General features: G+C 69.4%; 14 protein-coding genes. 5 read left to right on the plus strand and 9 right to left on the minus strand.

Annotated features, from left to right (window positions below; genetic code table 11):
• The first annotated feature begins 99 nt into the window (after window positions 1–99).
• Both ACIPQB_RS03940 and ACIPQB_RS03945 read left to right on the plus strand, forming a co-directional pair.
• On the plus strand, window positions 100–1,164 hold the full coding sequence (locus ACIPQB_RS03940) for a MaoC family dehydratase (RefSeq protein ID WP_446483892.1): 1,065 nt from the start codon (window positions 100–102) through the stop codon (window positions 1,162–1,164).
• On the plus strand, window positions 1,157–1,591 hold the full coding sequence (locus ACIPQB_RS03945) for an HIT domain-containing protein (protein WP_446483893.1): 435 nt from the start codon (window positions 1,157–1,159) through the stop codon (window positions 1,589–1,591). The genes ACIPQB_RS03940 and ACIPQB_RS03945 overlap by 8 nt, the downstream gene beginning before the upstream one ends.
• 79 nt (window positions 1,592–1,670) lie before the next feature.
• Here ACIPQB_RS03945 and ACIPQB_RS03950 read toward each other — a convergent pair whose 3' ends face one another.
• A complete protein-coding gene (locus ACIPQB_RS03950) occupies window positions 1,671–2,675 on the minus strand; it encodes a hypothetical protein (RefSeq protein WP_446483894.1) in 1,005 nt (334 codons plus the stop codon).
• A 13-nt stretch (window positions 2,676–2,688) separates the two neighbouring features.
• Window positions 2,689–3,567, minus strand: coding sequence for an HpcH/HpaI aldolase/citrate lyase family protein (locus ACIPQB_RS03955; protein ID WP_446483895.1), 879 nt, complete (start codon window positions 3,565–3,567; stop codon window positions 2,689–2,691).
• A gap of 127 nt (window positions 3,568–3,694) precedes the next feature.
• On the opposite strand from ACIPQB_RS03955, the gene ACIPQB_RS03960 reads away from it, so the two are divergent.
• Both ACIPQB_RS03960 and ACIPQB_RS03965 read left to right on the plus strand, forming a co-directional pair.
• Entirely contained in the window at window positions 3,695–4,075 is a 381-nt protein-coding gene (locus tag ACIPQB_RS03960; RefSeq protein ID WP_446483896.1) for a DUF2237 family protein, read from the plus strand.
• Window positions 4,072–4,461, plus strand: a complete 390-nt coding sequence (locus ACIPQB_RS03965) for a hypothetical protein (protein ID WP_446483897.1) — start codon at window positions 4,072–4,074, stop codon at window positions 4,459–4,461. The genes ACIPQB_RS03960 and ACIPQB_RS03965 overlap by 4 nt, the downstream gene beginning before the upstream one ends.
• Here the strand turns inward: ACIPQB_RS03965 and ACIPQB_RS03970 are convergent.
• The 4 genes from ACIPQB_RS03970 to ACIPQB_RS03985 form a co-directional block, all read right to left on the minus strand.
• Window positions 4,458–4,865 (minus strand): hypothetical protein, encoded by a 408-nt coding sequence (locus ACIPQB_RS03970; RefSeq protein WP_446483981.1) that lies wholly within the window; start codon window positions 4,863–4,865, stop codon window positions 4,458–4,460. The two genes, ACIPQB_RS03965 and ACIPQB_RS03970, sit on opposite strands and share 4 nt — an antisense overlap.
• Entirely contained in the window at window positions 4,763–5,881 is a 1,119-nt protein-coding gene (locus ACIPQB_RS03975) for a mercuric reductase (protein WP_446483898.1), read from the minus strand. The genes ACIPQB_RS03970 and ACIPQB_RS03975 overlap by 103 nt, the downstream gene beginning before the upstream one ends.
• Window positions 5,882–6,079: 198 nt before the next feature.
• Window positions 6,080–6,616, minus strand: a complete 537-nt coding sequence (gene thpR / locus ACIPQB_RS03980) for an RNA 2',3'-cyclic phosphodiesterase (RefSeq protein ID WP_446483899.1) — start codon at window positions 6,614–6,616, stop codon at window positions 6,080–6,082.
• Window positions 6,617–6,651: 35 nt separating this feature from the next.
• The gene (locus tag ACIPQB_RS03985; protein WP_446483900.1) at window positions 6,652–7,704 is read right to left on the minus strand and encodes an aldo/keto reductase; all 1,053 of its coding nucleotides are present in this window, start codon (window positions 7,702–7,704) and stop codon (window positions 6,652–6,654) included.
• Window positions 7,705–7,849: 145 nt separating this feature from the next.
• Here ACIPQB_RS03985 and ACIPQB_RS03990 point away from each other — a divergent pair, with 145 nt between their 5' ends.
• A complete protein-coding gene (locus tag ACIPQB_RS03990; protein ID WP_446483901.1) occupies window positions 7,850–8,602 on the plus strand; it encodes a Bax inhibitor-1/YccA family protein in 753 nt (250 codons plus the stop codon).
• 79 nt (window positions 8,603–8,681) lie between these two features.
• Here ACIPQB_RS03990 and ACIPQB_RS03995 read toward each other — a convergent pair whose 3' ends face one another.
• From ACIPQB_RS03995 to acnA, 3 genes are all read right to left on the minus strand, one after another.
• Complete coding sequence (locus ACIPQB_RS03995; protein WP_446483902.1) at window positions 8,682–9,008, minus strand: DUF2794 domain-containing protein; 327 nt, start codon at window positions 9,006–9,008, stop codon at window positions 8,682–8,684.
• A 559-nt stretch (window positions 9,009–9,567) separates the two neighbouring features.
• A complete protein-coding gene (locus ACIPQB_RS04000; RefSeq protein ID WP_446483903.1) occupies window positions 9,568–10,287 on the minus strand; it encodes a DUF1223 domain-containing protein in 720 nt (239 codons plus the stop codon).
• 176 nt (window positions 10,288–10,463) lie between these two features.
• On the minus strand, window positions 10,464–13,151 hold the full coding sequence (gene acnA, locus ACIPQB_RS04005; protein WP_446483904.1) for an aconitate hydratase AcnA: 2,688 nt from the start codon (window positions 13,149–13,151) through the stop codon (window positions 10,464–10,466).
• Window positions 13,152–13,325: the final 174 nt, after the last annotated feature.

Raw genomic sequence — 13,325 nt, forward strand, 5'->3', positions numbered from 1 at the left:
GTCTAGACCCGCAAAGGCTCGGCCTCAAGCCCCCTTTCCGGTTTCGCTGCGGTGCGGCAAAACAGATCCCCACAACGATAAAAGCCAGGCAGGGACGAGATGGCGACGGGCAAGACCGATCTAGGCAACGCTTTCGAGGATTTCAAGCTGGGCCAGCGGCTGGCCCACGCCACCCCGCGCACCGTCACCGCCGGCGACGTGGCCCTGTACAACGCCCTCTACGGCCCGCGCTTTTCGCTGTTCTCGTCGGACGAATTCGCCCGCGGCTGCGGGCTGGAGACCGCCCCGGTCGACCCGCTGATCGCCTTCCACCTGGTGTTCGGCAAGACCGTGCCCGACATCAGCCTCAACGCCGTGGCCAATCTCGGCTATGCCGAGGGCCGGTTCCTGGCCCCGTTGCATCCGGGCGACACCCTCTCGGCGGCGTCGGAGGTGATCGGGCTGAAGGAGAACTCCAACGGCAGGACCGGCGTGGTCTATGTCCGCACCACCGGCGTCAATCAGCGCGGGGTGGCGGTGCTGAGCTATGTGCGCTGGGTGATGGTGCGCAAGCGCGACCCGGCCGCGGCGGTGGGGGAGCAGAGCGTCCCGACCCTGGCTCCGGCCGTGCCCGCCGCCGACCTGGCCCCGCCGCCGGGCCTGGATTTCCGCAAGTACGACTTCGCCCTGGCCGGCGCGCCGCACGCCTATGAGGACTATGCGGTCGGCGAGAAGATCGACCATGTCGATGGCATGGTGGTCGAGGAGGCCGAGGCCCAGATGGCCACGCGGCTTTGGCAGAACACCGCCAAGGTCCATTTCAATCAGTTCGAGCGCGCCCAGGACCCGTCGGGCCGGCGGCTGGTCTATGGCGGGGTGGTGATCTCGACGGCCAAGGCCCTGTCGTTCAACGGCCTGCAGAACGCCGGCCTGGTGCTGGCGATCAATGGCGGCCGCCATGTCAGCCCCTATTTCGCCGGCGGCACGGTGTTCGCCTGGAGCCAGGTGCTGGACAAGGCCGAGCTGGGCGGTCCCGGCGGCGCGATCGGCGCGCTGCGGCTGCGGCTGGTGGCCACGGTCGACCGGCCCTGCGCCGACTTCCCCGACAAGGATGAGGCGGGGGCCTATGCGCCGGGCGTGATCCTCGACCTCGACTACTGGGCGGCGGTTCCGAAGCGTGGCTGAGTTCGTCCTCGACCCGGCCTTCGTGGCCACCGCCGCCGAGCTGGGGGATCTGCCCCTGTGCCACGCCCGGCTGCAGCGGGACGCCCGCTATCCATGGATCGTGCTGGTCCCGCGGGTCGGCGGGGCGCGGGAGTTGGAGGACCTGTCGGCAGCCGACCGCGCGACGCTGATGGAGGAGATCGTCCTGGCCGGGTCCGCCGTCCGGGCCGTGGCGACGGTGCTGGGCCTGGCGGTCGACAAGCTCAATGTCGGCGCCCTGGGCAATGTCACGCCGCAGCTGCACGTCCACGTGCTGGGCCGCCGGATCGGGGATCCCGCCTGGCCGGGACCGGTGTGGGGCCATTCGGCTCCGGTGGCCTATGAGGCCGAGGCGCTGGAACGGGCGGTCGCGACGGCGCGAGCCGCCCTAGGAATCCTTCCCCCTTGATCGGGGAAGGTGGCCGCGAAGGGGTCGGATAGGAGTGAACGCGAAGCGTTCTTCGCGTCGCCCATTCAGCAGCTCGACATTAGCGCCGCTTCTTCCGTTTCGACGCCTTGCCGCCTCGGGCCGTCTCCTTCCCCTTGGCGCCTCGCTTCCCCTTGACGGCCGCGCCCTTGCCCTTGCCGCCCTTGCGGACGGCGGCGGCGCAGCGGGCCTTGGCGGCCTTCAGGGCCTTGCCCTTTTTGCCGCGGGTCGCGCAGGCGGGGGTCTTGGCCGGCGCGGCGGCGACCAGGCGCGGGGCGGCGGGCCGGGGCCAGACCACCGGGCCGCGGCCCTGGGCGGCGTAGCCCGGCGGCAGCACGGCCTGGGCGACCCGGCGGGCGACCACCGCGGTCTCGACGCCGCCGTCGCTGAGCCTGCCGGTCCAGGTCCCGTCGCCGCGCGGGCTCAGGCTCAGGACCGCCGACTGGCCGGCCCGCGGCGAGAACCGGGCCTGGAAACCCTCGCCGGCGCGATCGATGGCGTCGATCAGTCCGGTCGCGCCTACGGCCCCGTTGCGGCGCGGGTCGCGCCAGGCCCCTTCGGGCGGAGCTTCGCCGCCGACGGGGTCGGCGATCTGCAGGGCGTAGAGCGCCGTCCCGTCCGGCCCCGACACCGACCAGCCGCCGTCGAGCGGCCCCTGCAGGCCCTGGGCGGCGACGATCGAGCTCTTGATTCGCAGGTCATAGACCTCGGCCAGGGGCATGGCGCCGCCGGAGGGCGTTCCGGACGCGGAGGGGCCCGCGGGCGGTTCCGGCGGGGGGATCGGCAGGATGGTCGGCTTGTGCGGCGGCAGCGGCGCGTCGGCGGCCGGTCCCTCCTCGTCGGTGGTCTGCGGCCCGCTTTTGGCGATCAGGTCGGCCAGGGGATCGACGGCGTCGGTCGCCGACATCACCCCGGGATCGGCCGGGGAAGCCTGGACCACCGGCACGGCGGGAGCGGGTGCAGCGGCGAGCGGCGCCGTGACCACCGGCGTCTCCGGGACCGAGGCCTGCCGGGCCAGGGCGGGACCGGCGGCGAAGGCCAGCAGCAGGATCAGGAGCGCGCGCATCGGGTCCCGGTCTTCAGGCGGCCGACCGCGCGGCGATGGCGGCGGCCACCGCCACCAGCCGCTCGGCCTGGGCCAGGTGCAGGCGCTCGGCCATCCTGCCCTCGACCCGCAGCGCGCCCTGGCCGGCGTTCTCCGGCGCGGCGAAGGCGGCGATCACCGCCTGGCTCCAGGCGATCTCGTCGGCGGTCGGCGAGAAGGCGCGGTTGCAGATCGGAAGATGCTTGGGATGGATCAGGGTCTTGCCGTCGAAGCCGAAATCCGCCGCCTGACGGCAGACCGCCTCCAGGGCCCCCAGGTCGTCGATGTCGTTGTGGACGCCGTCGAGGATGGTCAGGCCGTGGGCGCGGGCGGCGGCCACCGACAGCGACAGGATCGGCAGGAAGGCCTCGCGGCCCGGGGTCTGGCGGGCCCGCATCTCCTTGGCCAGGTCGTTGACCCCCATCACCCAGCCGCTCAGGCGGGTGGTGCGGCTGGCGGCGGCGATCTCCCACAGGTGGAAGGCGGCCTTGCCGGTTTCGATCATCGTCCACAGCCGGGTGGCGGCCGGGGCGGCGTGCAGGGCGGCCTGGTAGGCGTAGACGTCGGCGGCGTCGTTGACCTTGGGGACCAGCACCGCGTCGGGCCCGGCCTCGGCGGCGGCCTTCAGGTCGGCCTCGCCCCAGGGGGTGTCCAGGCCGTTGGTGCGGATGACCACCTCGCGCGGGCCGAAACCGCCGGCCTTGACCGCCGCCACCGCCGCGTCACGGGCGGCGTCCTTCATCTCCGGGGCGACGGCGTCCTCCAGGTCAAGGATGACGACGTCGGCGTCCAGGCCGCGGGCCTTGTCCACCGCCTTGGCGTTGGAGGCCGGCATGTAGAGCGCGCTGCGGCGCGGCCGGGCGATGTCGGACATGGGACTCCCGCGGATGTCATCGATCCTGTCCCCTTCTTAAGCATCTGGCGAGCGTCGCCGGAAGTCGTCACGCGTTGTGATCGGGGAACCCTGTCGAGATTCGCCCAAACGGGGTTAAGCTCGCGCCATGACCACGCGCTATGACGACACCGCCAAGAACGTCCTGGGCCAGGAGCTGCAGCCCTGCTCGCTCAATCCGGTCACCGGCTTCTATCGCAACGGCTGTTGCGAGACCGGGCCGCACGACCTGGGCCTGCACACCGTCTGCGCGGTGATGACCGACGAATTCCTGGCCTTCTCCAAGGCGGCCGGCAACGACCTGTCGACCCCCCGCCCGGAATTCGCCTTCCGCGGCCTGGTGGCCGGCGACCGCTGGTGCCTGTGCGCCGGCCGCTGGAAGGAGGCCCTGGACGCCGGCGTCGCCCCGCCGGTGGTGCTGGAGGCCAGCCACGAGGAAATGCTGGCGGTGGTGCCGCTGGGGGTGCTGAAGGACCACGCGGTGGCATGATCGAGACGGCCGAGGAGTTCGCGCGCCTTCGGGTCAGCCAGGAGGCCGCCGACTGCCATCGAGCAGCCAATGCGCCGGCGTCGCTCGAAGTCTGGTTGGACGTGATTGAACGGTTTCCGGAGCTGAAGGTCTGGGTCGCGCACAACAAGACTGCGCCGGTTGAGGTTTTGCGGAGACTCGCCGAGGACGCCGATCCTGAGGTTCGGTTCGCCGTGGCCACGAAACGCAAGCTGGATCGGCCGCTTTTCGAGCTGCTGTCGCAAGACGTCGATGACGGCGTTAGGGCGCGCATCGCCTGGAACGCCAAGACGCCGGAGGACATCCGGCAGCGGTTGGCCGCCGATCCCTCCCCGCTCGTTTCAGAAGCGGCTTCGAAGTCTATCTAAACCAGCGGCGTCATCTCACCCAGCATCGTCGGGATCAGTTCCGACACCGTCGGGTGGATGTGCACCGCCCGCTGGATCGTGGTGTAGGGGGCCTTGGCGTACATCAGGTCGAGCAGGCCGTGGATCGCCTCGTCGCCGTTGAGGCCGAGGATCGCCGCGCCGAGGACGGCCTTGGTCTCGGCGTCGACCACCACCTTCATGAACCCCTGAGTCTCGCCCTTCTCGACCGCCCGCCCGACCCGGGTCATCGGCCGGCGGCCGACCAGGGCCGGACGGCCGGCGGCGCGGACCTCGGCCTCGGTCAGGCCGATGCGGCCCAGGGGCGGGTCGATATAGAGGGCGTAGGCGGTGATGCGGTCGCTGACCCCGCGCAGCCGGCCGCCCTCGAGATCGGGGTCGAGCAGGTTGCGGCGATGATCTCGAAGTCGTTATAGGCGGTGTGGGTGAAGGCGCCCTTGCCGTTGCAGTCGCCCATCGCCCAGACGCCGGGGACGCTGGTGCGCAGCTGGTCGTCGACGACGATGTAGCCGCGCGGGTCGGTCGCGATCCCGGCCTTGTCCAGGCCCAGGTCGTCGGTGTTGGGCCGCCGGCCGATGGCCAGCAGCACGTGCGAACCGACGACCTGCGGTTCGCCGTCGCGGCAGTCGACATGGACGCGCACGCCCTCGGCGCCGTCCGGCGTCCTGTGGGGCGAAAAGCGGATGCATTCGGCGTTGAGACGCACACGGATTCCCTCGGCCTTGAGGATCTCGCGGACGGCGTCGGAGACCTCGGGATCCTCGCGTCCGATCAGCCGCGGGCCCATCTCGACCACCGTGACCTGCGACCCGAAGCGCCGGTACATCTGGGCGAACTCCAGGCCGACATAGCTGCCGCCGATGATCACCAGGTGCGGCGGCAGGCGGTCGACCGCCATCATGCCGGTGTTGGTCAGGTAGTCGACCTGGTCGAGCCCGGGCATCGGCGGCAGGTTGGCGCGGCCGCCGACATTGAGGAAGATCCGCGGCGCGGTCAGCAGGTCGTCGCCGACCCGCACGGTGTCGGCCGACTCGAAGCGGGCGTGGCCCTCGATCAGCGTGCAGCCGGCCATGCCCTTCAGCCAGGTCTCGAGATTGCGGCGGGCGTTGAGGGTGACCGTCTGGGCGCGGTCGTGGACCCGCCGCATGTCGACCCCGACCTTGATGTCCATTGGGCCGTCCAGGGTCACGCCATAGTCGGCGGCGCGGCGGGCCAGGTGGGCGGCGTAGGCGCTGGCGACCAGGGTCTTGGTCGGCATGCAGCCGGTGTTGACGCAGGTGCCGCCGATCAGCTTGCGCTCGACCAGGGCCACGGTCTGGCCGGCCGCGGTCAGCCGCCCGGCCAGGGACGGACCGGCCTGGCCGGCGCCGATGATGATGGCGTCGAAGCTGCGGGCCGCCATGGCTAGAGCGCCGCGACGATCAGGGCCGCGCCGCCGAGGGCGACGACATCCTCCGGCAGGCCGGCGACCACGCCGATCAGCAGGGCGAACGGATAGAGCGACATGCGGAGCTCCGGCTGCGGGCGTGGCGGTGATCTGACGCGCCCGCGGCGAAAACCGCAAGCCTAGGCTGTGGCCCGCCGCGCCGGCTTCAGGGCCTCACTCCAGTGGATAGTCCCGCTCCAGCCGGTAGGCCGAGCCTTCGCTGGTGCGCCAGCTGGAATAGAGGCCGAAGCAGTCGACGCGGAACGGCGGCGAATGCAGCAGGTTGTTGGCCTGGATCCAGGCGGCGACCTCGGGCACGGCCGGACGCTTCAGATAGGCCAGGGTGACGTGCGGGGTGTAGACCCGGGTCTCGGGCTTGAGGCCGGCCCGGCGGGCGGCGGCCTCGTTGGCCTTGGCTAGGCGGCGCAGGTCGGGGTTCTCGGCCACGCCGGCCCAGACGGCGTGGATCTCGGCCCCCTCGCCGAAATGGCCGACCCCCGCCAGTTCCAGGTCGAAGGCCGGGGCCTCGATGGTCGCCAGTTCGGCGTCGAGATCGGCGGCCTCGGTTTCCTGCACGTCGCCGATGAACTTCAGGGTGACGTGGAAGGCCTCGGGCAGCCGCCAGCGCGCGCCGTCGATCCCGTGCTGGCGCGGCAACAGGTGCTCGGCGACCTCGGCGGGAATGGCGACGGCGGTGAACAGGCGGATCATGGCGCTGTCTTACGCCTCTGGGCCGGGGAGGAAAATCACGGACAAGGATTCGGCTGCAGCGCATGCAGGGCGTTGACCGCCTTTTCCATCTCCTCGGTCCAGGTCAGGTCGAAGGCGTCGATGTCGGTCTTCAGCTGGTCCAGGGTGGTGGCGCCGATGATGGTGGCGGTGACGAACGGCCGAGTGTCGCAGAACTTCAGGGCCAGGTGGGCCGGGTCGAGGCCGAAATGGGCGGCGAGGTCGACATAGCCGCGGATCGCCGCCTCGGCGCCGGGCCCTTCATAGCGGGCCATGCGGTTGTAGAGCGCCTTGCGCGAGCCCTCGGGCAGCTTGCCGTCCAGGTACTTGCCGGTCAGGGCCCCCTGGGCCAGGGGCGAATAGGCCAGCAGGCCGACCTGCTCGCGCATGGCGATCTCGGCCAGGCCGTATTCGAACACCCGGTTGGCCAGGTGATAGGCGTTCTGGATCGAGGCGATGCGCGGCAGGCCTTTCGCCTCGGCCTCGGCCAGGAACCGCATCACGCCCCAGGGATATTCGTTGGAAACGCCGATCGCGCGGATCGTCCCCTTCTTCACATGGGCGTCCAGCGCCTCGAGGATGTCGCCGAAGCTTTCGAAATCCTGCGCATAGTCCTGGAAGGTCTGGCCGCCGAACACCCGCACCGGCCGGTCGGGCCAGTGCAGCTGGTAGAGGTCGAGATAGTCGGTGTTCAGGCGCTTGAGCGAACCCTCGACGGCGTGGTCGATCTGGGCCCGGGTCTGGCGCGTGCTCTGGCCGCCCGGCCGCATCCAGGGCAGGCCGCCGAAGGCGTCGCCGCGGCCGGCGACCTTGGAGGCCAGGACGATCTCCTGGCGCTTGCCGGTCTTCGTCAGCCACGAGCCGATATGGCGCTCGGTGGAACCCTGGGTCTCAGGACTGGGCGGACTGGCGTACATCTCGGCGGTGTCCCAGAAGGTCACGCCGCGGCCCAGGGCGTAGTCCATCTGTTCGTGGGCCTGGGCCTCGCTGTTCTGCGAGCCCCAGGTCATGGTGCCCAGGCAGCAGCGCGAGACCCGGATGCCGGTGCGGCCCAGTTCGACGTAATCCATGGCGTTCCTTTCGGAGGATGTGCACGGCCTGTTTACGACGGACGCGCGCCACGGAAAGCGCAACATCTTGCATGATACTCGCCGCAGCCCGATATTCGGGTGGCGTCCGGCAAGGACGCGATGCTTTTCGAAGGGCCTTATCCCGATGAACGACTTCAACCGCGGCTATGCGCGCTCGATCCCGGTGGATCGCGCCGACATGTCGGTTGACGCCGGCCTGCGCAGTTTCATGCTCGGCGTCTACAACAAGGTGGCGCTGGGCCTTCTGCTGTCGGCCGGCCTGGCTTTCCTGACCAGCGCCTATGCGCCGGTCGCCAACCTGCTCTATGTGCTGACCCCCGACGGTCGCCTGGCCGGCTTCACCCTGCTGGGCACGGTGATCCGCTTCGCGCCGCTGGCGATGATGGTCGTGGCGATGTTCGCCATGCGCAATCCGACCGCCCGCTCTTCCGGCGCGCTGTACTGGGCGCTGGTGGCCTCGATCGGCGCGGGCCTGGGCGTCTGGCTGCTGGCCTATACCGGCGCCTCGGTGGCCCAGACCTTCCTGATCACCGCCATCGCCTTCGGCGGGCTGAGCCTGTTCGGCTACACCACCAAGAAGGACCTGACCGGGTTCGGCAGCTTCCTGATCATGGGCCTGATTGGCCTGGTGCTGGCCTCGCTGGCCCAGATGTTCCTGCAGCTGCCGGGCCTGAGCTTCATCATCAGCATCCTGGGCGTGTTCATCTTCGCGGGCCTGATCGCCTACGACACCCAGAACCTAAAGATGACCTATTACCAGCTCGGCGGCGACCAGCAGTCGATGGCGGTGGCCACCAACTACGGCGCGCTGAACCTCTATCTGAACTTCATCAACCTGTTCCAGTTCCTGCTCAGCATCTTCGGCAACCGCCGCTAAGTCCTGGTCGGATCGGAAACAACAGGGCCCCGGCGGGACACCGCCGGGGCTTTTTGTTGCGACATCCGACGGACGCCCGTCAGTCGACGACCTTGAACCGGCCCTTGTCGAACATCCGCAGCACCTGGCCGAGGTCATGGCCGCGCTTGAGGACCAGGCCGCCCTGGCCGACCACCGCCCATTCGCCCTGCTTGCGGGCCAGGGCCGGGTGCTTCTCGATGCGATAGAGCGGGGCCTCGGCCGCGTGGCGGAACACCGAGAACACCGCGTGGTCGCTGAGGCCGGCCATGCCGTAGTCGCGCCATTCGCCGGCCGCGACCATACGGCCGTAGAGCCGCAAGAGCTGATCGATCTCGCGACGCTCGAAGAACACCACGCGGGCGGCGGGACGGGAATCCAGGGCCATCGGCCGAATCCTAACCCCAAATCGGCCGCCAAGGCGAGGGGTCCGGGAAGCGTTGCAGCGGCGCTACAGTCGGATTCATAATCGTAAACAGGCTGCGCCGGGCCATGAAATGACCTTAATTTCGACCCGCGCCCGCCTGTTTAGCCCGCCAGTTTGACGGTGTCGGCTGATCGGAACTCCTGCGGTTCAGGATCCTGAACAGCCCCCCCAGCCCCCTTGATCGTGGGCCGGTCGGCCGACAGCCCCTCTAGACTATCGACGAGACCCCGCGTGGCGCCCCTCTCCACGCGGGGTTTTCGCGTGTGCGTCACCGCGGCAACGCCCGCCTTGGAGTCGACACGAACGGCCGTGAAACGACCTTGGTCGGGCCATGCGAGCGCCGGTTTGCGGCGGCATAAACCTCATGTCGGCTGATCGGACGCCTCGGGTCCGGATCCTGTTTGCCCCCCAAGCCCCCCAGATCCGGGCTCCGGTCGGCCGGCGACTTCGATATCCCCTCCCCCTCAAGAAGCCCGTGCGGTCATCCCCTTGCCGCGCGGGCTTTTCTTTTGGCCGAGAGCTATTTGGCGTCGTCCTGCAGCAGCACGCCGATCACCCGACCGCCCTTGGCCCCCTGGACGATGATCACCGTCCGCAGCGCGCCGTCGGTGACGGGGGGCAGGCGGTACAGCTTGGGCCGGCCGGTCCAGGGCCCCAGGCGGACCAGCTCGCGCACCACATTGCGGTGGACCAGGGTCTGGCCGCGGTTGTCGCCGCGCTTGACCTCGATCTCCTGCTCGCGCGGGTCATAGCGGACCAGCCAGACCTCGCCGCCGCCGCGCGGGGCCGGGGCTGTGCCGACCGCCACCCGGTTGGTCCCGACGAACGCCATGTCCGGGGGATTGGCCGGGGCCTTGGCGGCGTCGCGGACCAGGGACTCCACCGCCTCGGCCTTGGCGCCCGAGGCCTGTTCCCGGCCGCCCACCACCACCTGCGGGGTCGGCACGTCGCGTAGCGAGAACTTCTGGGCGTAGGCGCGCTGGCGGGCCGCGAAGGCCGGCTTGGCGAAGGTGTCGGTCCAGCCGAGATAGTCCCAGTAATCGACCGAATAGGTCAGGGCCAGAACGCCCTTTTCGTCGGCCAGGGCGGCGACCACCTGGTTGGCCTTGCCGCAGGACGAGCAGCCCTGGGCGGTGAACAACTCGACCACCACCGGCCGGGCGGCCGGGGTCTTGGCCGGCGCCGGAGCGGCGAAACCGACGAGGGCGGTGACAAGAACGGAGAGAAAGGCTTGACGCATGTGCGGGGCACTTAAGCCAAGATCGTGCGTCGTGGCCGTTCACGAGGCCGTGAAGGCGGCGTTCTTCTGTAAAAGAACGTCACGCGCCGGAGGCTTGGCCCCCTGGCCCGGACCAAAGAAAAAGCCGGGTCCCCAAGGAGACCCGGCTTGATCCATTCACAAGGTCTGGCCGAGGCCTAGTCGGCGCGGGCCAGGTTGCGCAGCACGAAGTTCAGCACGCCGCCGTTCTTGAAATATTCAAGCTCGGTGGGGGTGTCGATGCGGCAGCGGACCGGGAAGCGGGCGATGCGGCCGTCGGTCGGGCGGTAGAGCTCGACGATCAGCTGCTTGCGCGGGGCCAGGTCCTGCAGGCCGCGGATCGAGACGATCTCCTCGCCCGTCAGCTCCAGCTTCTGCCAGCCTTCCTGGATGAACTGCAGGGGCAGCACGCCCATGCCGACCAGGTTCGACCGGTGGATGCGCTCGAAGCTCTCGCAAATCACCGCCCGGACGCCCAGCAGCTTGGTGCCCTTGGCGGCCCAGTCGCGCGAGCTGCCGGTGCCGTATTCCTTGCCGCCGAACACCACGGCCGGACGGCCCTCGGCCTGGTACTTCATGGCCGCGTCGTAGATCGACATCACCTCGCCCGAGGGGAAGTGCTTGGTCACGCCGCCTTCGATGTCCGGGGTGATCTTGTTGCGGATGCGGATGTTGGCGAAGGTGCCGCGCATCATCACCTGGTGGTTGCCGCGACGGGCGCCGTAGCCGTTGAAGTCCAGCGGATCGACGCCGTGGTCGATCAGGTACTGGCCGGCCGGGCTGGTCTTCTTGATCGAACCGGCCGGGCTGATGTGGTCGGTGGTGATCGAGTCGCCGAACACCGCCAGGACGCGGGCCTCGACGATGTCGGTGACCGGAGTCGGGGTCATCGACATGTTGGGGAAGTAGGGCGGGTTCTGGACGTAGGTCGAGTCGCCTTCCCAGGCGTAGGTCTGGCCGCCGGTGATCTTGATCCCCTGCCAGTTCTTGTCGCCCTTGAAGACGTCGGCGTAGCGGGTGGCGAACATCTTCTCGGTGACCGCCTTGCGCTGGACGGCGGCGATGTCCTCGTTGGAGGGCCAGATGTCCTTCAGGAAGACGTCATTGCCCTTCTTGTCCTGGCCCAGCGGCTGGGTGGTCAGGTCGATCTTCATCGAGCCGGCCAGGGCGTAGGCCACGACCAGCGGCGGCGAGGCCAGGTAGTTGGCGCGGACGTCAGGATTGACCCGGCCCTCGAAGTTGCGGTTGCCCGACAGCACCGAGCAGGCCACCAGGTCGGCCTCGTTGACGGCCTTGCTGATGTTCTCCGGCAGCGGGCCGGAATTGCCGATGCAGGTGGTGCAGCCGTAGCCGACCAGGTTGAAGCCCAAGGCGTCCAGGTGCTTGGTCAGGCCGGCCTTCTGCAGATAGTCGGTGACCACCTGCGAGCCGGGGGCCAGCGAGGTCTTCACCCACGGCTTGGCCTTCAGGCCCTTGGCCACCGCGTTCTTGGCCAGCAGGCCGGCGGCGATCAGCACCGAGGGGTTGGAGGTGTTGGTGCAGCTGGTGATGGCGGCGATGACCACGTCGCCGTGGCCGACGTCGAAGTTCTCGCCCTCGACCGGCACGCGGGCTTCCGGCGCCTCGGCCTTGCCGAACTCGCCGGCCAGCGACTCGGCGAACTTGCCGGCCGCTTCGGTCAGCAGCACGCGGTCCTGCGGACGCTTGGGGCCGGCCAGCGACGGCAGGACGGCCGACAGGTCCAGCTCCAGGCTGTCGGTGAAGGTCGGCTCGGGCACGCCGGGCTCCCACCACAGGCCCTGCTCCTTGGCGTAGGCCTCGACCAGGGCGACGCGGTCGGCGTCGCGGCCGGTGCCCTTCAGATAGGCCACGGTCGAGGCGCTGATCGGGAAGAAGCCGCAGGTGGCGCCGTATTCCGGGGCCATGTTGGCGATGGTCGCCTGGTCTTCCAGGGTCAGGTTGGCCAGGGCGTCGCCGTAGAATTCGACGAACTTGCCGACCACGCCCTTCTTGCGCAGCATCTGGGTGACGGTCAGCACCAGGTCGGTGGCGGTCGCGCCTTCCGGCATGGCGCCGGTCAGCTTGAAGCCGATGACTTCCGGGATCAGCATCGGGATCGGCTGGCCCAGCATCGCGGCCTCGGCCTCGATGCCGCCCACGCCCCAGCCCAGGACCGACAGGCCGTTGACCATGGTGGTGTGGCTGTCGGTGCCGACGACGGTGTCGGGATAGGCGGTGGTCACGCCCTCGGCTTCGTTGGTCCAGACGGTCTGGGCCAGGTATTCCAGGTTCACCTGATGGCAGATGCCGGTGCCCGGGGGCACGACGCGGAAGTTGTTGAACGCCGACGAACCCCAGCGCAGGAAGCGATAGCGCTCGAGGTTGCGCTCGTATTCCTTGGCGACGTTATCTTCGAAGGCCTTGGGGTTGCCGAAGTTGTCGACCATCACCGAGTGGTCGATGACCAGGTCGACCGGGTTCAGCGGGTTGATCTTGGCCGGGTCGGCGCCCAGGGCGACCATGGCGTCGCGCATGGCGGCCAGGTCGACGACGGCCGGAACGCCGGTGAAGTCCTGCATCAGCACGCGGGCCGGGCGGAAGCTGATCTCGTGCTCGACGGCGCCCTTGTTGTTCAGCCAGTTGGCGACGGCCTTCAGGTCGTCCTCGCGCACCGAAACGCCGTCTTCATAGCGCAGCAGGTTCTCGAGCAGCACCTTCATCGACACCGGCAGCTTGCTGGTTTCCGCCAGACCGGCTTCCTCGGCGGCGCGAAGGCTGTAATAGACGTAGGTCTTGCCGCCGACGACGAGTTCGCGGCGGGTTTTGAGGCTGTCTATAGACGCCATTTCGGGAGATCCCTTCTCTGTCCACGGCCGCCGGAAAACCACTCCCGGGATCGCGCGATCGAGGCGGACCCACAGCGTCCATCCCCGCGCCGCGTACGCCCCATCCAATGTGGAGGGTGACGGCCGAGGGCTTCTTAGCCTTCGTCGCGGTCAACGTCCATGCACGGGCAGGGT

The sequence above is a fragment of the Caulobacter sp. LARHSG274 genome (assembly GCF_052871235.1).

What these genes read in the sequence shown, in the direction of transcription:
- ACIPQB_RS03960 (WP_446483896.1), top strand. Translation starts at nt 3,695, where the DNA reads ATGACCACGCGCTATGACGACACCGCCAAGAACGTCCTGGGCCAGGAG.
- ACIPQB_RS03985 (WP_446483900.1), bottom strand. Translation starts at nt 7,704, where the DNA reads ATGGATTACGTCGAACTGGGCCGCACCGGCATCCGGGTCTCGCGCTGC.
- acnA (WP_446483904.1), bottom strand. Translation starts at nt 13,151, where the DNA reads ATGGCGTCTATAGACAGCCTCAAAACCCGCCGCGAACTCGTCGTCGGC.
- ACIPQB_RS03990 (WP_446483901.1), top strand. Translation starts at nt 7,850, where the DNA reads ATGAACGACTTCAACCGCGGCTATGCGCGCTCGATCCCGGTGGATCGC.
- ACIPQB_RS03950 (WP_446483894.1), bottom strand. Translation starts at nt 2,675, where the DNA reads ATGCGCGCGCTCCTGATCCTGCTGCTGGCCTTCGCCGCCGGTCCCGCC.
- ACIPQB_RS03995 (WP_446483902.1), bottom strand. Translation starts at nt 9,008, where the DNA reads ATGGCCCTGGATTCCCGTCCCGCCGCCCGCGTGGTGTTCTTCGAGCGT.
- ACIPQB_RS03965 (WP_446483897.1), top strand. Translation starts at nt 4,072, where the DNA reads ATGATCGAGACGGCCGAGGAGTTCGCGCGCCTTCGGGTCAGCCAGGAG.
- ACIPQB_RS03955 (WP_446483895.1), bottom strand. Translation starts at nt 3,567, where the DNA reads ATGTCCGACATCGCCCGGCCGCGCCGCAGCGCGCTCTACATGCCGGCC.
- thpR (WP_446483899.1), bottom strand. Translation starts at nt 6,616, where the DNA reads ATGATCCGCCTGTTCACCGCCGTCGCCATTCCCGCCGAGGTCGCCGAG.
- ACIPQB_RS03975 (WP_446483898.1), bottom strand. Translation starts at nt 5,881, where the DNA reads ATGGCGGCCCGCAGCTTCGACGCCATCATCATCGGCGCCGGCCAGGCC.
- ACIPQB_RS03940 (WP_446483892.1), top strand. Translation starts at nt 100, where the DNA reads ATGGCGACGGGCAAGACCGATCTAGGCAACGCTTTCGAGGATTTCAAG.
- ACIPQB_RS04000 (WP_446483903.1), bottom strand. Translation starts at nt 10,287, where the DNA reads ATGCGTCAAGCCTTTCTCTCCGTTCTTGTCACCGCCCTCGTCGGTTTC.